Raw genomic sequence first — 18261 nt, 5'->3', positions numbered from 1 at the left:
TGGGCGAAATCGTTCCATCACCGTGACCAAATTCCCGGGCGGGCGCCCGCCGCCCGCACGCCGCCCGGCCAGGAAACTCACAGCGGATAGCCGGTGAAAGAAACCTCACAAAGGACGGCTGGCGAAAGAAGCAGTGCCCGCTCCGAATTGAGCGCTTGTCCCGGCGCCTGCCGGTCGGGATGACCGGCAGGCGCCGAGAGGACTAGCGGCTGTAGCCGGAGGGGGATCTCGGCGGAGCCTGGGTGTAGGCCCGCTCCGCCATGCGCTCCAGCAGGAAGCCGAAGTCACGGTAGGCATCCAAGCCGCCCAGCTGCCCGGCCAGCGCCCTCAGCTCCTCTTGCAGGATGGCGAGGTCGGTAGACACGCCCGCGGCGCCGTAATCCGCGCCCCGCGGCAGGCTGCTGTAGCGGTCCGCCGCCAGCGCCACGATGCCGCCCAACCGCAACAGCGGGTCGGCCTCATGGCTGCCGAAGCCCAGGTTGCTCCGACCCGTCACCTCGACCTGCTGGCTGCGCGATTGGCCCGTCTCCGGCACCACCCAGCGCAACTCCACCCGGCCAAGCTTCAGGTCCTCGCCGCGGCGCACGCCGTCGTGCAGCTCCACCTCGTAGAACACCGTGGTGGCCGCGCCCGATGGCAGTTCCGCAAACTCCTTGCGGTCCTCCGCGAAGCTCGCGTCCGACGTCACCCGGTTCTCATAGCCGACGATGCGCCAGGATTTGACCACGTCGGGATCCCAGGTGACCTGCGCCCGCGTCTGGTCGGCGAAGGGCGTGGACAGCGCCAGCCAGTTCGCCCGGCTGAAGGTGGCCTGCGCCTGGCCGGTGTCGTCCAAGTAGCGGTACCACCCGTTGCCGTGCTGCGCCAGTTGCTCCAACAACACGTCGTTGTAATTGTTGATGCCCACGCCGACCGTGATGAGCCGCAACGGATTGCCCGCGTTCCGGTCATAGGCCGACTCCAGGATCGCGAAGGGGTTGGTGGCGTCCACGTTGGCCACGCCGTCCGACATCAGGATGACGTAGTTGTAGGCGCTGGGCCGTTCCCGCCGCGCCCGGTCGGCCAGTTGGACCCCGAGATTGAGCCCCGCCTGCACATTGGTGCTGCCACGCGGCGAGAGAGACCGAATGGAGTTCCAAACCGCCGAGTGATCCGGGGCTTGATGCTCCACAGTGAGGTCGTGAATCACATCGCTGGTGAAGTGCACCACCGCCACGCGATCCTGCGGGCGCAGGCTTTGGCGGATGGTCTCCGCCGCCGCCCGGGCAATGTCCACCCGGTTGCCGTCGCGCATCGAGCCCGAGGCGTCGAGCACCAACGTCACGTTGAGCGGGCGGTCGTCCGGGACCTCCGCCGCCTGGAACCCGAGGCGCACCAGATGCTTGCGCTCGTCCAGCGGGTGGGCCACGACGTCGCTCGTGATGGCGAAGCCCCACGCATCAGCAGGTTGGGCGTATTGGTAGTTGAAGGCGTTGATCCACTCCTCGGCCCGCACGGAGTCCGGCTCGATGTCGTAGCCCTGCCGCGCCCAGTTGAGCGCCAGCTGGTATGACGTGCGATCGGTGTCCAGGCTGAAAGTCGACACCGCGTCATCAACGGTGGCGACGACGGGCTGCCGCCGGTTGTCCTGGAAGGTCGTGGCCGGCGGTCGGGTCGTCGCCGGGGCCGGTGGGGCCGCGGTGGGGGCGCGTGAGTACGCCGCCGACGATTCTCGGACGACGCTTTTCTCGACCGCGACTTCCTTGATGACTTCCTTGGTTACGACCTTCTCGACCTCGACCATCCTCACGGCCTCAACCGGGACCTCTTTCACGACTACTTTGGTCACCACGGTCTCGACCGGAACCTGCTTGATCACTTCTCTGGTAACGATGGTCTCGACTGGGACCTCCTTGATGACTTCTTGCGTCACGAACTTCTCGACGACCTGGGGTTCTCCCAGGTTTGCCGATGTGGCCCAGACCGCCAGCACGGCGCCCGCCGCGACCGCTCCGCCGGTGGCCAACGTGGGGAACCAATAGCGCGAGGCGGCGGCTAGAACTTTGCGTCGAAGGCGCGGCATGCGCCGGGGCTCTTCGAGACGACCCTCCAAGGAGTCCCAAAGGTTCAAGGGCGCACGGAGCGAGGGGGCTTCCGCCGCGAAATACTCCCGCAGCGCGTCGCCCAGGGATTCGTCGGTGGAGTAGTTAGGAGCCATCGTTGGCGACCTCCTGGGCACCTTGCGCCTCGAGCCGCTCGCGCAGGTGACCGAGCGCGCGGCTGAGGCGGGTGTTGATGGAGTCCTCGCCAGCGTCGAGGGCTTTCGCCAGCTGGGGGACGGTGAGATCGGCGAAGTAGTGCAGCACCAGGATGTGCCGCTGGTCCGCATCCAGGCCGGCCAAGGCCTGGCGCATGTCCTGGCGCTCGTGCTGCGCCTCGTCCGAGTCGTCCGGCTGCCCGGGGCTGGACGGGACGACGCCGGCCGATGGCCGACGGCGGCGCTGCGACACGCCCTCACGGGCGAGATAGCGCATCAGCCAGGGTTTGACCGGGCATCCATGCTGGAAGCCGTGGATGCCCCGCCATGCCGAGCGCAAGGCCCCTTGGACCAACTCCTCGGCCAGTGCCCGGCTTCCGGTCATCAGCATGGCCGTGCGATAGAGCAGGTCTTGGTAGCGTTCCACGAGGTGGTGAAACGCCTCACGATCGCCGTCCTGACAGCGCAGGACAGCCTGTTCATCGGTCATAAGCCGCCCTCATGACCCGCACTCTGCGGGGTATTGCATAGACAAGTACGCCGTTTGGGGGGCAATCGTTCCCTGCGGCGACGGTGAATGACCGGGTTTGTTTGCCGATCCCCGCCTACGGAGACCGTCCGAGAGTCCGGCAGGGGCGGGTCTCCGACCCGCCCGACGCCAAGCATTCGGCGCGCCTTCAAATTCGACCGGCCTGGATTCCCGCCTTCGCGGGAATGACGGACTTACCGTGAGCCGATTCCCCGTTGACAATTATGTTGACTCAATTGCGGGCGACGCCTACCATCGCTGCGGGCGTTTGCCTGCCGTGGGGGCCCGTGGGCGGCAGCGCTCGGAGACGCCTATGGCTGTCACCATCGCCGTTGCCAATCAGAAGGGCGGCGTCGGCAAGACCACGACCACCGCCAACCTTGCCGTCACGTTGGCCCGCCACGGCTTGCGCGTATTGGTCATCGACACGGACCCGCAGAGCAACCTCACGTCCTCGTTCGGCCTCGACAAGGCGGTGTCGCCCTCGCTGGCGGATTCCCTGCTGCATCGCGACGCCGAGCTGCCGCGCTACCGCGTGCAGGACTCCACGGACGTCGCCATCGACCTGGTGCCGGGCACGCCGGAACTGGCGGCGGTGGAGAGCGAGCTTCAGACCAAGCTGGGCCGCGAAATGCGCCTGCGCGAGCACGTGATGCGCATCGACAACGACTACGACTACGTGCTCGTGGACACGCCGCCGTCGCTGGGCGTGCTGACGCTCAACGCGCTGGTCGCCGCGCAGTGGGTCATCATTCCCACGGAGGCGCGCTTCTTCTCCCTGCGCGGCCTGCAGATGCTCACGGAGAGCATCGAAGAGGTGACCATCGTCAATCCGAACCTGCGCGTGCTGGGGATCGTGCTCAACAAGTTCGACCGACGCCTGCGCGAGGAAAAGCACGTGGCCGGATACTTGCAGGAGCAGTGGGAGGCGGAGATGTTCGCCGCGAGAATCCCCACCAACAGCAAGATTCTGGAAGCGTCGAGCTCCGGGCTGTCGATCTTTGCGCCCGGCGCGCGCGGCCGCGGCGTGCGGCGGGCGGTTGACGCCTACGAGGCCCTGGCCGAGGAAGTGCTCACCCGTGCCGCCTAGCGATCACGGCGGATTCGATCCCGCGCGCATGGAGGCCAACAACCGGCCGCCGGGGCTGGTGCCGCGCATCCTGGCGCGCGACGCCCCGCTGCCGGGGCGGGCGACCGGATTCACTCAAATTCGCGTGATTGGCGTTGGCGGCGCCGGGGTGAACGCCGTGGACCGCATGGTCGACGCCGGGCTCAACGGCGTGGAGTTTGTGGCGGTGAATACCGACGCCCAGGCGCTGCGCGGCTCGCGCGCCTCGGAGGTCGTGCAGATCGGGACGCACACCACCGGGCAACTCGGCGCGGGCGGCGACCCGCGGCGCGGCGAGAAGGCGGCCAGCGAGAGCGCCGGCGCCCTGGCCGAAGCCACCGAAGGCGCCGACATGGTGTTCATTGCAGCGGGCATGGGCGGCGGCACGGGCACCGGCGCCGCGCCGGCCATCGCCGAAATCGCCTCCGAGCAGGGCGCGCTGACGGTGGGCGTGGTGACGAGCCCGTTCACCTTCGAGGGCACGCGGCGGAACCAGATCGCCGCGGGCGGGATTCAAGCCCTGGGCGAGCAGGTGGACGCGTTGATCGTGGTCCACAACGACCGGCTGCTGAAGATGTCCGATCCGCGCATGGGCATTGGCGACGCGTTCGTGATGGCCGACGAGATGCTGCAACGCGGCGTACAGGGCATCACCGACCTGATCCTCACGACCGGAATCGTCAACGTGGACTTCGCGGACGTGCGCGCGGTGATGTCCAACGCCGGCCCGGCGCTGATGGGGGTGGGCGAAGCCTCCGGCGAGGACCGGGCGGTCACGGCCGTCAACGAGGCCATGCACAGCCCGCTGCTCGAAACCAGCATCGAGGACGCGCGGGGCGTGCTGCTCAACGTGACCGCGTCGGAGGATGTCACGCTGGTGGAGTTGAATACGGCCGCGCAGGCGGTGGCCGACGTGGTGGCCGACGACGCCAACATCATCTTCGGCTCGGTGATCGACCCGCGCCTGTCCCAGGGCGTGCGCATCACGCTGATCGCCACGGGATGCCGGCCGGCGTCGGCCGCGCAATCGTCGATGCCGCGTCGCCGCGCCCGACGTCGGACGGGGCGAGGCGCGACGGCCAAGTCCCCCTTCACGATGGTTCCCACGCCAGACCAGCGCGACGAGGCCGGCGCCGCCGGCAACTGACGAGCCGAGCGCCCGCGGCCCCAACCGACCGGACATGAGGCCGCTGCCCGTCGATAATGGCGCCGACATGGTTGACGCCAAGAGCTTGGCCCTGTGGCTTGCCGACCGCGAAGGCGGACGCGTCACCGCGCCGCCCCACGAGCTGGCGCGCCTGGCGCTGCACCTGGGCGTCTCCCTGGAGTTCCGCCAGCACCTGAACGCCGCAGGGGCGGAAGCCGCGAGTCACGAAGGCTCGGCGGCGGTGCTGGCCGCGACCGCGATTCGACGGCTGGGGCACGCCGCGACCGACTACCTGGCCCGTCTGGACGCCTCGCAGCGGCTGCACGCCGCCGAGCGCCTGGAGGAGCTGCAGGCGCTGGTCGTCGAAGCCCTCCTGCAGGGCCACAGCTCCGTGGTGGCCCTCAGCTCGAGTCCCACCAAGCGCGAGCGGCAACTCACCGAGACCATCGAGGGCCTGGACCGCATCAATGCGGCCATCAATTCGTCACTCGAGCTGGAAGAGGTGCTGCGACTGACCGTCGAGTCGGTGGGCGAAGTGCTGGACGCGCCAGAGGTCACGATCTATCTCTACGACCCGGCCATCGATCGCTTGATCCTGCGGGGCACGCGCTCGTTCAACCCCGAGGCGGTGGGTCAGCTCACGCTGAGCATCGGCGAGGGCATCGTGGGCGAGGCCGCCAAGATCGGCCGTCCGGTGCCGGTGCGCGACGTGTGGTCGGACCCGCGTTTCAAATACGTGCCCGGCTTGGGCGAAGAGCGGCTGCGCAGCTTTCTGGCCGTGCCCATCGTGTTGTTCACCGTCAACCGGCTGATCGGCGTGCTCAACGTCACATCCACGGAGTTTCGCGATTTCGCCCGGGAGGAGATTCGCTTCGCCGAGATCACCGCGGGCCATATCGCCATCGCGGTGGAGAACGCGCGCCTGCACGGCGAAACCGACGACGCGCTGCATGGCAAGGTCGAGCAGCTCACGTCGGTGCAAAACCTGGCGCGCACGCTGGCGTCCAACCTGGAGCTCCAGTCGGTGCTGGCCCAGATCGCCCGCCAGGCCGCCGAGCTGACGGGGATGGAGAAGGCGGCCATCTGGCGCGTGACGGACGACGAGCTCCGCATCATCACCTCGTTCAATCTGGGGCGGGAGTACGCGCAGCACCGGCTGGCGCTGGGCGAGGGCGCGGTGGGCCGGGCGGTGCAGACGCGCGCGCCGGTGGTGGTGCCCGACTCGATGAACAGCGACCTGCTGCAAGCGCCGCCCGACCTCGTGCGCCGGGAGGGCTACCGCGCCATGTTCTCGGTGCCTCTCATCACCGGCGACGACGTGCTGGGGGCGGTGAGTCTCTACAGCCTGCAGCCCGGCGAGATCAGCCAGGAGCAGGTGGACCTGGCGTTCACCTTCGGCAATCACGCGGCGATCGCCATGGAAAACGCGCGCCTGTTCGAGGAGGCCCGCAGCAGCCTGGAGAGCCAATCGCTGCTGCTGCAAGAGCTCCACCATCGCGTGAAGAACAACATGCAGACCATCAAGTCGCTGCTGGAAATGCAGGCGCGGCGCGCGCAAACGGACGAGGCGGCGGAGCTGTTGAAGCTCAGCGCCGGCCGCATCGCGGGCATGGCGCAGGTGCACGACCTGCTGTCCCGCCAGAACATCGGGCTGGCGTCGGTGGGCGAGATCGTCGAGGCCATGGTGACGCTGATGCGCGCCGACCTTGCGGTGAGCGGTCGCTCGGTGGAAATCCAGGTCGAGGCCGAACCGGCGCAGATCACCTCGGACAAGGCGTCGGTCTTCGCCCTGGTCGTCAACGAGTTGCTGTGGAACGCCCTTCAGCATGGATTGGAAGGGCGCTCGTCCGGGCAGATTCAGGTGACGGCGGAGGTCGACGGCCCGACGCTGATCGTGACGGTGGCCGATAACGGCCGCGGATTGCCGTCGGGCTTCGATCTCGAATCCGATCTCGGGCTGGGCCTGTCCATCGTGCGCAATCTGTCGGAGCGCAACCTGGAGGGCTCGGTGGCCATCGCGGCGCGCGACGACGGACCCGGGGCGGTGGCGACGCTGAGGTTCGCGCCCTAGGTGCGTCGCCCGTGGGCCGGCTTGGCAGGCCGGCGCCTCCATCGTGAGTCCCAGGCGCTGTCCCCGCTCCGCCGCGCGATGGATCGATTGCTCTGCTAGCCGTGGGCAAGGCGGCTCTGCGCGCCGTTGCATCGGCGACACGGTCCCGGCAGATCCGCGCGCGACTACTCGCGGTGTTCTTGGCCCTGAACGTGATTCTCGCCGTGGTGTCGGCTCTGGCCGAGTGGGGCGACTCGCCGGCGAGCCAAGAGGTGATCCTCAATAGGGAGCAAACGGCCGCGAATCTATATGCGGCGATCATTTGGGGCGCTGTTGCCGTCCTGGCCGGGGCGCAACTGTTCCGTTCGGCGACTCCCGTCAGGGGTCCAAAGTGGCTGGGAGCGCTTGGCTGGCTTAGCGTCGCGCTGCTGGCGGCGCTGGTCGCCGCCGAGGAACTGACTCAGCTCAAAGACAGGCTCGGATACCACCAGGCGCTCCAGGCGTCGATGAACCTCTCCGACGTGCCGCCAAGGGACCGCTGGCTGCCCATGGTCGCACCGCTCGTTGCCCTCCTGGCGGCGACAGCGAGTTGGGGCGCATACCCGACGCTGCGCCGTCACCCGGCGCTGGCGCTGCTCACCGGAGTCGCGGTAACGGTTGGGCTGGGCGCAGTTCTCCGCGATGTCTTTGCAGGAACCCAGTACATGAGCCCTGTCGGGAAGCACTTCCTCGAGGAGGGTTCGGAACTCATGGCAGGCGCCACCTTGGTCGTGGTCCTTGTCGAACTGTTGGCAGCGAGGGCGGAGCCGGCTCGCCGTTCCCGTGAGATGTCAATGGGAGGTCGCGGCGGCCGCTGGGCCACGCTGGTGGCGACGGCGGCGCTGCTGGCGGCCGGCGCATTCGTACTGCTGGCGGAATTCAACCGTGAGGACTCGCGTCGGCCCCCCGATGTCCCGTGGACCTATGCGGGTCCCATCTCGCTGGTCGAGCAGCGGATCCGCGCAACCCATGACCGTTGGCACCGCATCACCGTATGGGCCTATGTGGACGGCAGCGGGGACCCGGAAACCGCGTCCGCAGACATCTTCGCCCGCTTGACCCCCGCCGACGGGTCGTCGCCAGGTCCGGTGCGAGAGAGCCGCGCGGAAGTGCGCGGGGCGCGCTTCAGCAACGCGACCGTGGATTTCGATTTCGCGCCGATACCCGATAGCGGCGGCAAGCTCTACACCCTGGCCGTCGGGGTGTTGAGCGGGCCGGAGCCCTATGTATTCCTGGGAATTACCCACGACGATGCGATCCCCGAGGGGGAGATCGTGATCGCCGGGGTGGCGACGGGCTATGGGAATGACCTGGCGCTGCGCACCTACTGGACGGCGCGGGGACGCGATCTCGCTGGCGAGGTGCTCGCCCAGTGGCTGCCGCTAGTCGACGGAGCGGCGACGAGCTTCTTGTGGCTCTTCCCAATTGCAGCCGCGTGGAGCGGGTTGTCGCTCGGTCGGTCGCGGTTCTGGCGCGACTATGCGTGGCCCGCGGCTTGGTGCAGTGTCCTGATCTTGGCGAGTCTCGTCGCGGTCATCCTCGCCGTGCTCCCGGTGCTCGCGGCGGGTGGCTGAAGAACGCCTCGTTCCATCCACCGGCGCTCTGGGGCCGGAGATGGCCTCACTCCGACGCGGGCGCGGGGATCACTCGCGCGTCGACGAGGCCGAGCGGCTCCGGGCGGCGGGCGTGCCCGAGATAACCGCGATCACGCCGGCAAGCGCGATGAGGCCGCCGATGAGCGTCGTCGGCCCGGGCACTTCCTGCACGAGCCAGACGCCGATGAGGACCCCCGCGGGTACTTCCTGCGCCGCGATGACATTGGGCACGGTGGCGGGCAGCCGGCGCAAGGCGGCGTTGATGAGCGTGTGGCCAATCGCCAGCGGCCCGATGCCGAGCAGCACGATCCACAGCCACGCATCCCCGAGGGCGGCGACGTTCAGGGTGACCGCGGCGCCGGGAAGCGCCGCGAGGGCCGCCCAGCCGTAGACGCCGGAAACGTAGGTTTCCAACGGATTCGCACGGCGCAGCCAGCGTCCCGCCAGGACGTAGGCCGCCAACGTAACGGCCGACCCCAGCGCCGCCAGGTCGCCGAGCAGCGAGACGCCGGCCTCGCCCGGGTCGAAGCCGGCGAGGATTCCGATGCCCACCACGGCGGCGACGACGCCGGCCAGCTGAGTGCGCGAGGGCGGCTCGCGCAGCAGCAGCGCCGAGCCGGCCGCGACGAATATCGGGGCTGTATAGGTGATGGAGAGCGCGTGGGCGACGGTCGAGGTCTGCGCGGCCACGGTAAACAAGTAGAAGTGCAGATAGAGCGTCACCCCCAGCACGGCGTGGCGCAGGCTGAGGGCCGGCCGCAGCGGGCGGCGCAGCGCCATGGTGATGAGGAGCACCACCGCCACCGCCACGGCTAAGCGCCCGAAGGTCACCACGGCCGGCGACGCGGGGACGGTGAGCCGGGTGACGGCGCCGCTCCACATGAAGAGAAAGGCCGCGGTCACCGACATGGCGATGCCCCGCCAGGCGCTTGCGCTCAGTCGCGCATCTCCTCGTCGCGGAGCCATTGGGCCGCGTCCGGCGCGAAGTAAGTCACGACGATCTGGGCGCCAGCCCGGACGATGGCGGTGAGGGCTTCGAGCGCCGCGGCGCGCTCGTCGAGCCAGCCCTGAGCAGCGGCGGCCTTGATGGCGGCGTATTCACCGCTCACGAAGTACGCGGCGATCGGCACCGTGACCCGGTCGCGCACGCGCGCCACGATGTCCAGGTTTACCAGTGCCGGCTTCACCATGACGATGTCGGCGCCTTCGGCCACATCCAGATCGACCTCGCGCAGGGCCTCGCGCGCGTTGGCGGGGTCCAGCTGATAGCTGCGGCGGTCGCCAAACGCCGGCGCGGAGTCGGCGGCCTCGCGAAACGGGCCGTAGAAGGCGCTGGCGGCCTTGGCCGCGTAGGCCAAAATGCCGACGTTGGCGTGGCCGGCGGCGTCGAGAGCGGCGCGAATGGCTCCAACGCGGCCGTCCATCATGTCGGAAGGCGCCACCAGGTCCGCGCCCGCCTCCGCGTGCGACAACGCCGTGTCCACGAGGCGCGCCACGGACCGATCGTTGTCGATCTGCTCCTTGACGACAATGCCGCAATGCCCGTGGTCGGTGTACGCGCAGAGGCATACGTCGGTGATCACCGTCAGCTCCGGCGCCGCCGCCTTGATGGCGGCCACGGCGCGCTGGACGGCACCGTCCGACGACGAGGCCTCACTGCCCTGCGCGTCCTTGGTGGACGCGCGGCCGAATAGCAGGACGGCCGGAATTCCCAGGTCCCCGACGCGGCGCGCCTCGTCCACGACACGATCGACCGAGCGGATGAACTGTCCCGGCATGGCGTCGATGGGTTCGACGACGCCGCTGCCAGGAGCCACGAACAACGGATAGACGAACTGATCGGCGGAGAGCCGCGTCTCGCGCAGCATCCGTCGCAGGGAGGCGGTGGCGCGCAGCCGACGTGGGCGCACGACCGGCGGAACCCAGTCTTCGGTTCGAGACTCATTAGCAGCCATCAGGCGGCTCCCGCCGTTTGCACGACATCCGCCACTGCATCCGCCAGGGCCGTCGCGGAGGACTCCCGCGCCACCGCGTCGGGCGCCCGTCCGGCGCGCCGGCAGGCGTCCGCCGTGGTCTCCCCGATGACCGCGATCCGCACCGTCGCCGGCGCCTTGCCAAGGCCGCCGAGCGCGATGGCGAAACTCACCACGCTCGATGGGCTGGCGAAGGCCAGCGCGTCGACCGCGCCGTCCTTGATGGCCTGCGCGACCGACGGCGGCACCCTGGCATTGCGGGTGCGGTAGGCCGCCACCGACCGCGCCTGGTACCCCGCCAGCGCCAGCAGCTCGGTCGCGTCGGGCCGCCCGTCCTCCGCTTGCACGACCACGACGGCGGCGCCGGGCGCCGCGCGCGACATGACCTCCTGGGCCAGATCGTGGCCGGTGCGTCCCTTGGATTTCAGGTCCACGTCGATACCGGCCCGATCGCACGCGGCCTGCGTCGCCGGGCCTACGACCGCGACGTTCACGCCGTCCGGCACGGCCCGGGGCCGCCGCAGCCGCCGGCTGCGCTGGACGAAATAGCGCACGGCGTTGCGGCTGGTGAAGAGCAGCCAAGCGGCCTGCGTGGGATCGGCAACCAGTCGATCGAGCGCCTGGTAGCTGCGCGGCGGACCGATTTCGATCGCCGGGACATGCACGACTTCGAATCCCAACTCCTCGAGCCGGTCGATCAATTCGTCGGAGGCGTCTTGCGGACGTGTCACCACGACGCGTGGCTGCCGGCTCATGTCGATCCGCCCCGCAATGCCCGAACCACCGAGCCCACGACGACAACCGCCGGGTTGCGCACGGCGCGCTGCTCGGCAGTTTCGGCGATATCGGCCAACGTGCCGAGGGTGATTCGCTCCTCGGGCCAGGTGGCCCGCTCGATGACGGCCACCGGCTCCGACGAGGGGCGCCCGGCGGCGATGAGCTGCTCGCACGTCGTTGGCAACGTGGCGACGCCCATGAGGATGACGATGGTGCCACCGGCGGCGGCGACCGCGGTCCAGTCGACCGGTGCGCCGTCCTTGGATTCGCCCTCGTGACCCGTGACCAGCGTTGCAGTGGAGGCCCAGTCGCGATGGGTCAACGGAATGCCGGCCGCGGCGGGCGCGGCGACGGCCGAGGTCACGCCCGGCACGACGTCCCAGGGGATCCCGGCAGCCGCCACTTCCGCAATCTCCTCCGCGCCGCGGCCGAACACAAACGGATCGCCGCCCTTGAGCCGGCAGACGGACCGCCCGGCTCGCGCATGCTCGATGATCTGCGCATTGATCCGGGCCTGTGACGGCCCACGGCCTCCGGGAGACTTGCCGGCGGAAACGCGCTTAGCGTCGGGCCTGGCGGATTCCAGCAGTTCCGGGGCGACGAGTCGGTCGTACACCACCACGTCGGCGCTCTGCAAAATCTGCCGGCCGCGCACGGTGATGAGCCCGGGATCGCCGGGGCCGGCGCCCACCAGGTGCACGGTGCCGGGTTGCGCGGTCACGTGACACCTCGCGCCACGGTCTCGGCCGCCGCCTCGCGGCCCAGCGCCGCCGCCTCGGCGGCGGGACCTCGCCGGTGGGTGCGCACCATGCCGCCGTCCTCGACGTAGACGGCGGTATCGAGTACCAGTTCGTCACCATTCACGGCGGCAAGAGCCGCCGCCGGCAACGAGCAGCCGCCCTGAAGATCGTGCAGGAACGTGCGCTCAGCGGTGGTGGCGGCGCGTGTCGCAGCGTCTTCGATCTGGGCAACGAGCGCGAGGACTTCGGGGCGGTCGGCCGGCGCCTCCACGGCCAAGGCGGCCTGGGCAGGCGCCGGCAGAAAGTCCGGCGGTTCGAGCACGGCGGAGATCGCCGCATCCAGACCGGCGCGCCGCAACCCGGCCACGGCCATGATCGTGGCGTGAATGCGTCCCTCCCGCTGAGCGGCCACGCGCGTTCCCACGCTGCCGCGCAGCGGCACGATGTTCAAGTCGGGGCGCCGGCGCAGCGCCTGGGCGCCGCGCCGGGGGCTGCCGGTGCCGAGGGTCGCGCCGGGCGCAAGGTCGGTCAGCGAGCGCACGGGGCCAGCCACGAGCGCCTCGCGCGGGTCCCCACGCGTCGGCACGGCGGCGATTGCGAGTCCGGGCGCGGGCTCGGTGGGCAGGTCCTTGTAGCTGTGCACGGCGAGATCCGCGCGGCCCTCGAGCAGGGCGTCCTGCAACGCCTTGGTAAACACGCCGCGCTCGCCAAGGGCGGTGATCGGCCGCGCGGTGTCGGCGTCGCCCGCGGTGCGCACAACGACTGGCTCGCACTGGACCTGCGGATGAACGCGCCGCAGCGCGTCGATCACCAGGCCGGTTTGGGCGCGCGCCAGGGGCGTCCCGCGCGTGGCCACGCGCAGCACCGAGGGCGCCGCGCGACTCATGGCGCTTCGCTAGTCGCGGCGGTAGGCCGCCACCAGCTCATGCGCCACCTCGGGGCGGGTGAATTCGACCGGCAGCGCCTGATTCGCCCGCAGCATGTCCCGCACGGCGGTGCCGCTGAGGAACGTGCGCGTGGACGGCTCGTGCGGACACGTCTTCGTGGTGGCCATGCCGTTGCACGCGCGGCACCAGAACGCGTGCTCGAAGAACAGCGGCGTGATGCCAAGCTCGTTGGGGTCGAACTCCGCGAAGATGTGCTGTGCATCGTAGCTGCCGTAGTAGTTGCCGACGCCGGCGTGGTCGCGCCCCACGATGAAGTGGGTGCAGCCGTAGTTGCGGCGCATGAGCGCGTGAAATATCGCCTCGCGCGGGCCGGCATAGCGCATGGCCGCCGGCAACACGGCCAGAATGGTGCGATCGCGAGGGTAGTACTTCTCCAGCAGCACGTGATAGCAGCGCATGCGCACGTCCGCGGGCACGTCGTCGCCTTTGGTCTCGCCGACCAGCGGGTGGAGCAGCAGCCCGTCCACGGTTTCAAGGGCCGCCTTCTGGATGTATTCGTGCGCGCGGTGGACCGGATTGCGCGTCTGGAACCCGACGACGGTGCGCCAGCCGCGCGCCGTGAACTCGGCCTTTAGCTCGGCGGGCGTGAGCCGGTAGTCGGGGAACGGACCCGTGGGCCCCTCGGCGGCATGGCGCACCGGACCGCCCAGCAGGGTGTCGCCTTGGGCGTACAGCGCCGCGACGCCGGGGTGAGCCTCGTCGGTGGTGCGGTAGACCTCTTGGGCCTCACGCCGCTTGTCGTAGCCGAATTTTTCTCGCACTTCGAGATGCCCAACGACGCGGTCGGAGTGGTCGAGCAGCGCCACGGCGTCGCCTTCGGCAACGGCCGCTGCCGTCTCGTCGTCGACCGCCAACGTGATCGGCATGGACCACGGCGCGCCGTCGGCGAGGCGCATCTCATCGACCACGCGCGTGTAGTCGGCGCGCGTCATGAAGCCGGTCAGCGGGGCATAGCCACCGACGCGCAGCATCTCGACGTCGCCGAGGTGGCGCTCGCCCAGGCGCAGGGCCGGGGGCGCGGCGACGGCGCTCATCGGACTGCTCCCGCGACCGCGGGCGCCAGCGGCTCCAGGCTGTCGGCGAGGTGCCCATGGCGTTCCAGCGCAGTCAGAATCTTTTCCAGCGACGCGTGCGGCGTTTCGCCGGCGGTGTTCACCACCACTTCCGGGTGCTCCGGCTGCTCGTAGGGATCCGAAACGCCGGTGAAGTTGTCGATCTCGCCGGCCAGCGCCTTCTTGTAGAGGCCCTTGGGATCGCGCCGCACCAGCTCATCGAGCGGGCACTGGACGTAGACCTCGAAGAACGCGGGGGTCATGGCGCGGACTTCGCGGCGGACGTCGCGATAGGGCGAGATGGCCGAGACGATCATCGTGCCGCCCAGGCGGGTGCCCATGGCCGACACCCAGCCGATGCGCCGGATGTTGGTGTCGCGATCCTCCTTGGAGAATCCCAGGCCCTTGCTCAGGTGCGTGCGGATCACGTCGCCGTCGAGCTTCTCGACGCGATGGCCGCGCGCTTCCAGCTCAGGCGCCAATAGGTCGGCAAGGGTGGTCTTACCGGCGCCGGAGAGGCCGGTGAACCAAATGGTCACGCCGTCAGGATTCATGCGGTGGTAGGTCCTTTCGAGCTGGTGAGTGGTAGCGAAGTGCGTCAGATTTGCCAGTGCAGCCCGCACTCGGTCTTGTCGGAGCCGCGCCAGCGTCCGGCCCGGAGGTCTTCGCCATCGCGGGCCGGGGTGGTGCAAGGGGTGCAGCCGAGGCTGGGGTAGCCCTGGGCGTGGAGGGCGTTGACGGGTATGTCGTAGCGGCGGACGTAGTTCCAGACCATGGCTTCGGTCCAGTTCGCCAGCGGCGCGACCTTGACGAGGTCGTGACGGTCGTTCCAGGCCACCACCGGCGTGTTCGCGCGGGTGGGCGACTGGTCGCGGCGGAGCCCGGCGATCCAGGCGCCCCGCCGGCTGAGCGCCTCTCGATTGGGCGCCACGCGGCGCATGGCGCAGCAGGCGTTCGGGTCGCGCGTCCACAGGGCGTCGCCGTGGGCCGCGGCTTGCTCCTCCAGGTTCAGGGCCGGCGCGAAGACCGTGGCCGTGAAGCCATAGCGGCGCTCGACCTCGGCGCGCAGCGCGTGGGTTTCTTGGAACAGCAGCCCTGTATCGACGACGTACACGTCGACCTGGTCGAGCAGCGCCAGCCGAGCCAGCATGTCCACCAACACGATGCCGCTGGGGCCGCCGAAGGAGCAGGAGACCGCCACGTCGGAACCGAACCGTTCGACCGTCCAACGGAGGACGTCCTCGGGCGCCGCCGTCTCGAGGCGTCGCGCGGCGGCCTCGATCTCAGCCGAATCGGCGGTCGGCTGGGAATCTGGCAGCTCGACGTCTGCCACGGCCTGGGCGGACAGCGCCATCAGTCACCATGCGGAACCTACAGGGAGGGTAAGTATATAAAGTTGATCGGGTTTATCAAGAATGGAGGGCAATCGCTGCGCGCCAAGAGCCCCAAAGTAGCCTTGCGGGACATCGAGATCGCCGCCAGCCTCACCCGGTGCGGCTCTCCTACCGTACCTTGATCGCTTCTGCTATTCCTTCGAGCGCACTGGCTATGCGCGTGAGCGCACCAGCGAGGTATGCCTCGCGATAGCTAGTCCTCTCTTGATCCCTTGACGGCTGGAAGGGAGCACCGCACTTGCCCTGCTCGAACGGCGTCGCAGGATTGGGCTCGGGTTCTGTCCGCCGGAATACGACCCGCTCCCTATCAACTTCTACGCGGTGCTTTCGCCAGCCCGCCGCCAGCCAGGCTTCCGCCTGCACGTGACCGTTTGAGTTCGACCACCAAACTGCGCTGTTCGCATTTCGAGCCGACGGCGGGAGCCTTGCGCCGATAATGCGCTCGACATCGGCGAACGTGCCTTGCCATTCAGGACCGGCGATTTCGGCCAGGTGGGCGCGAAGCGGCTCGTACTTGAGGCGGCGGGGCTTGGGGGGGCTGCATTGGGCGCGCACCGTAGCACGGCCGCGACACGGGCTGCCTCTGGAAGTTGCGAGCCGCAGCGCGGGCGGCACGGGGGAGGACACTGAAGGGCTCAATCCTTAGCCGGCAACGCTCTAGACCATTGCAGTGCCACACCCCTCGGCGATAGAATCCCCGCCCCTCAATCCTGACGCCTGCGCGACGACACAGCCGGGCGACGAGAGCAGTTACTCCGTGGCACTCTTCCTGGGCCGCCTATCCAGCGACGAACAAAACGATCTACGCAAGAAGCTTCACGAGTCCCAGGGCGGAAACTGTTTCATTTGCGGCAAGCCCATTGACTTAGTGCTTCACGCCGCCGCGATTGACGTCGACCACATCGAACCGACCAGTGCCGGCGGGAAAGACTCTCCGGAGAACTTCGCCCTCACCCACGACCGCTGCAACCGATCAAAGCAGGCCAGCGATCTCCGAGTGGCCCGAGTTCTTGCCAGATTCAGCAGCCTTGCGGACCAATCGGCTCAAGATGACCGCTCATTCAACCTTGGGGATCTCCTGGCGCACTATGGAGGCGGTAAACACGATCTGGCAGTGACGTTGAGCGGCGAGTCACTTAAGACCTCCTACCCGCTCGTAGGATCCCATGAAATCGAATGCTTCCCGATCTATACGGACAAGATTTCCGGCTTTCGTTCATCATTCATCAACCTCCCAATAGAATACTTGCATCATGACGACCACATAAACCCACGTGCAATTGGCGTCAATTTGCGAAAACTCGTCGTGGAGTTCTACAAGGGACTGCCGCAACTCCATATATCACTCGGCTGGATCGACACAACTCAAGGCGACCACGTCAAGGTCAAGCTCTTCGACGGCCAGCACAAGGCTGCCGCCCAGATTCTCCTAGGTGCCCGCACCCTACCAGTCAGGGTCTTCGTCGACCCCGACACTGACGTCCTTCTGACAGCCAACACCAATGCCGGAACCACCCTGCGGCAGGTCGCTTTCGACAAATCCGTACAGCGAAGTTTGGGAAGCTCCATACTGAGCAATCGGATCGACCGATATCGTGAAGAACGCCGCCTCAACCCCGATGACGAGAGTTTCTCGGAACAAGACCTCGTAAACCACTTCAAGGGCGAGCGACGCCAGATGCAGAGATACGTCCTCGACCGAGTGCGTGACAGCATCACCATGGACCCAAAGAATAAGCTGCGAGACTACATAGAGTACGGAGGCCGTAGTACCGGCAGGCCGCTAAGTTACAGTGCTATCGAGAGAACATTTTACCAATTCTTCATCTATCCGCGAATGCTGCCAACACCATTCAACTATAAGTTTGAGGATGGAGCAAACCCGCGCCAATTGGAGATTGATCAGATTGTCAGGCTGATGAATATGGTCGCTGATGAAATATATCTAGGTCAATTTGACCCTAACCGCGGAACACGGCGAATAGAGATTGATGTTCAGAAGGGGAGTGACATTGCGGAGGATCACCTTCGCGCATTCCGGATGTCAAAGGAAGAGATTCTTCACAATTGGGTGAGGTTATCGCGTTCTGTTGTGCTGCAATACTTCTTGAATACAGGGCGGCCAGTGACCGACGACAACAGAGTATTTCAACGGGAAGTGCCTGAGGTCTGTTGGGGCAATATCAGAAACTTCATCGGTGCCCTCAAGCGTCTTCCGCTTTGGGTAAACAAAGACTTGTCGCTTTCGCTGTTTGGCACCAAACGAAACAATGACTACTGGGCCGAAATCTTCGATTCCGGCGACACGCCAGAGGGTGCCCGCGTGATGCCGTCGGGGGGCCTTGACCTGCTTGAGATGATTCGGGGCGACGAGTAGGTTGTCGAGCACGACTCGATACAGCGAGCCCAATGGCTGACGCTAGCCCCGACCACCTGCCCGCGCCCAGAGCTCCCATGCGAATGGTAACGAGGGAACCAAGCACTGCCGAGATTGAGGGCCTCTATGCGTGTGCCCCTTTTGCGTGTAAGTGTTCCTGCCATGCCCCAGACGGATGGAAAAGTTGTGCCGGCTGCTATGGTTGGAAATACTTTCAGACGTATTGGAGCTTGCCGACAGTTCAATTCCGTACTGAAGAATCCGGCCGCCTCGACCGATATCTGCAGAGATATCCAG

The 18261-nt window shown here is 67.7% G+C and carries 15 protein-coding genes; 5 read left to right on the top strand and 10 right to left on the bottom strand.

Going from position 1 to position 18261, the window contains the following annotated elements:
• Positions 1-202 precede the first annotated feature (202 nt).
• Both OXG79_13215 and OXG79_13210 read right to left on the bottom strand, forming a co-directional pair.
• Positions 203-2197 carry a von Willebrand factor type A domain-containing protein gene (locus OXG79_13215; GenBank protein MCY3784726.1) on the bottom strand — a complete coding sequence of 665 codons (1995 nt, stop codon included), beginning with the start codon at positions 2195-2197 and terminating at the stop codon, positions 203-205.
• Entirely contained in the window at positions 2187-2726 is a 540-nt protein-coding gene (locus OXG79_13210) for a sigma-70 family RNA polymerase sigma factor (GenBank protein ID MCY3784725.1), read from the bottom strand. Before OXG79_13210 ends, OXG79_13215 begins: the two co-directional genes overlap by 11 nt.
• A 352-nt stretch (positions 2727-3078) precedes the next feature.
• Here OXG79_13210 and OXG79_13205 point away from each other — a divergent pair, with 352 nt between their 5' ends.
• The 4 genes from OXG79_13205 (at position 3079) to OXG79_13190 (ending at position 8683) form a co-directional block, all read left to right on the top strand.
• Complete coding sequence (locus OXG79_13205; protein ID MCY3784724.1) at positions 3079-3855, top strand: ParA family protein; 777 nt, start codon at positions 3079-3081, stop codon at positions 3853-3855.
• Positions 3845-5020: a cell division protein FtsZ gene (gene ftsZ, locus OXG79_13200; protein ID MCY3784723.1), complete on the top strand. Its 1176-nt coding sequence runs from the start codon at positions 3845-3847 to the stop codon at positions 5018-5020. The genes OXG79_13205 and ftsZ overlap by 11 nt, the downstream gene beginning before the upstream one ends.
• Positions 5021-5087: 67 nt before the next feature.
• Positions 5088-7091 carry a GAF domain-containing protein gene (locus tag OXG79_13195; GenBank protein ID MCY3784722.1) on the top strand — a complete coding sequence of 668 codons (2004 nt, stop codon included), beginning with the start codon at positions 5088-5090 and terminating at the stop codon, positions 7089-7091.
• A gap of 173 nt (positions 7092-7264) precedes the next feature.
• The gene (locus OXG79_13190) at positions 7265-8683 is read left to right on the top strand and encodes a hypothetical protein (protein MCY3784721.1); all 1419 of its coding nucleotides are present in this window, start codon (positions 7265-7267) and stop codon (positions 8681-8683) included.
• A 69-nt stretch (positions 8684-8752) separates the two neighbouring features.
• On the opposite strand, the gene OXG79_13185 is transcribed toward OXG79_13190, so the two are convergent.
• The 8 genes from OXG79_13185 to OXG79_13150 are packed head-to-tail and all read right to left on the bottom strand — an operon-like array spanning position 8753 to position 15547.
• Positions 8753-9670 (bottom strand): DMT family transporter, encoded by a 918-nt coding sequence (locus tag OXG79_13185; GenBank protein ID MCY3784720.1) that lies wholly within the window; start codon positions 9668-9670, stop codon positions 8753-8755.
• The gene (gene hemB / locus OXG79_13180) at positions 9640-10659 is read right to left on the bottom strand and encodes a porphobilinogen synthase (protein ID MCY3784719.1); all 1020 of its coding nucleotides are present in this window, start codon (positions 10657-10659) and stop codon (positions 9640-9642) included. The genes OXG79_13185 and hemB overlap by 31 nt, the downstream gene beginning before the upstream one ends.
• Positions 10659-11432: a uroporphyrinogen-III synthase gene (locus OXG79_13175; protein ID MCY3784718.1), complete on the bottom strand. Its 774-nt coding sequence runs from the start codon at positions 11430-11432 to the stop codon at positions 10659-10661. The genes hemB and OXG79_13175 overlap by 1 nt, the downstream gene beginning before the upstream one ends.
• Entirely contained in the window at positions 11429-12175 is a 747-nt protein-coding gene (gene cobA, locus OXG79_13170) for a uroporphyrinogen-III C-methyltransferase (protein MCY3784717.1), read from the bottom strand. The genes OXG79_13175 and cobA overlap by 4 nt, the downstream gene beginning before the upstream one ends.
• Positions 12172-13080, bottom strand: coding sequence for a hydroxymethylbilane synthase (hemC, locus tag OXG79_13165; protein ID MCY3784716.1), 909 nt, complete (start codon positions 13078-13080; stop codon positions 12172-12174). The genes cobA and hemC overlap by 4 nt, the downstream gene beginning before the upstream one ends.
• A 9-nt stretch (positions 13081-13089) precedes the next feature.
• Positions 13090-14175, bottom strand: coding sequence for a sulfate adenylyltransferase (sat, locus tag OXG79_13160; protein ID MCY3784715.1), 1086 nt, complete (start codon positions 14173-14175; stop codon positions 13090-13092).
• Entirely contained in the window at positions 14172-14747 is a 576-nt protein-coding gene (gene cysC, locus OXG79_13155) for an adenylyl-sulfate kinase (GenBank protein MCY3784714.1), read from the bottom strand. The genes sat and cysC overlap by 4 nt, the downstream gene beginning before the upstream one ends.
• Before the next feature lie 44 nt (positions 14748-14791).
• Complete coding sequence (locus OXG79_13150) at positions 14792-15547, bottom strand: phosphoadenylyl-sulfate reductase (GenBank protein ID MCY3784713.1); 756 nt, start codon at positions 15545-15547, stop codon at positions 14792-14794.
• Between the two features lie 797 nt (positions 15548-16344).
• On the opposite strand from OXG79_13150, the gene OXG79_13145 reads away from it, so the two are divergent.
• Complete coding sequence (locus OXG79_13145; GenBank protein MCY3784712.1) at positions 16345-17964, top strand: HNH endonuclease signature motif containing protein; 1620 nt, start codon at positions 16345-16347, stop codon at positions 17962-17964.
• Positions 17965-18261 lie beyond the last annotated feature (297 nt).

This window comes from Chloroflexota bacterium (assembly GCA_026706485.1).
Taxonomy (GTDB): domain Bacteria; phylum Chloroflexota; class UBA11872; order UBA11872; family UBA11872; genus JAJECS01.
Note: the sequence above shows the minus strand (reverse complement) of the source record. Positions and strands in the feature narration are given on the sequence as shown.

Excerpts from the sequence above, each read along its gene's own strand:
- cysC (MCY3784714.1), bottom strand. The coding sequence starts at position 14,747 with ATGAATCCTGACGGCGTGACCATTTGGTTCACCGGCCTCTCCGGCGCC.
- hemC (MCY3784716.1), bottom strand. The coding sequence starts at position 13,080 with ATGAGTCGCGCGGCGCCCTCGGTGCTGCGCGTGGCCACGCGCGGGACG.
- hemB (MCY3784719.1), bottom strand. The coding sequence starts at position 10,659 with ATGGCTGCTAATGAGTCTCGAACCGAAGACTGGGTTCCGCCGGTCGTG.
- OXG79_13215 (MCY3784726.1), bottom strand. The coding sequence starts at position 2,197 with ATGGCTCCTAACTACTCCACCGACGAATCCCTGGGCGACGCGCTGCGG.
- OXG79_13205 (MCY3784724.1), top strand. The coding sequence starts at position 3,079 with ATGGCTGTCACCATCGCCGTTGCCAATCAGAAGGGCGGCGTCGGCAAG.
- OXG79_13150 (MCY3784713.1), bottom strand. The coding sequence starts at position 15,547 with ATGGCGCTGTCCGCCCAGGCCGTGGCAGACGTCGAGCTGCCAGATTCC.
- OXG79_13185 (MCY3784720.1), bottom strand. The coding sequence starts at position 9,670 with ATGGCTCCGCGACGAGGAGATGCGCGACTGAGCGCAAGCGCCTGGCGG.
- OXG79_13195 (MCY3784722.1), top strand. The coding sequence starts at position 5,088 with ATGGTTGACGCCAAGAGCTTGGCCCTGTGGCTTGCCGACCGCGAAGGC.
- sat (MCY3784715.1), bottom strand. The coding sequence starts at position 14,175 with ATGAGCGCCGTCGCCGCGCCCCCGGCCCTGCGCCTGGGCGAGCGCCAC.
- OXG79_13210 (MCY3784725.1), bottom strand. The coding sequence starts at position 2,726 with ATGACCGATGAACAGGCTGTCCTGCGCTGTCAGGACGGCGATCGTGAG.
- OXG79_13175 (MCY3784718.1), bottom strand. The coding sequence starts at position 11,432 with ATGAGCCGGCAGCCACGCGTCGTGGTGACACGTCCGCAAGACGCCTCC.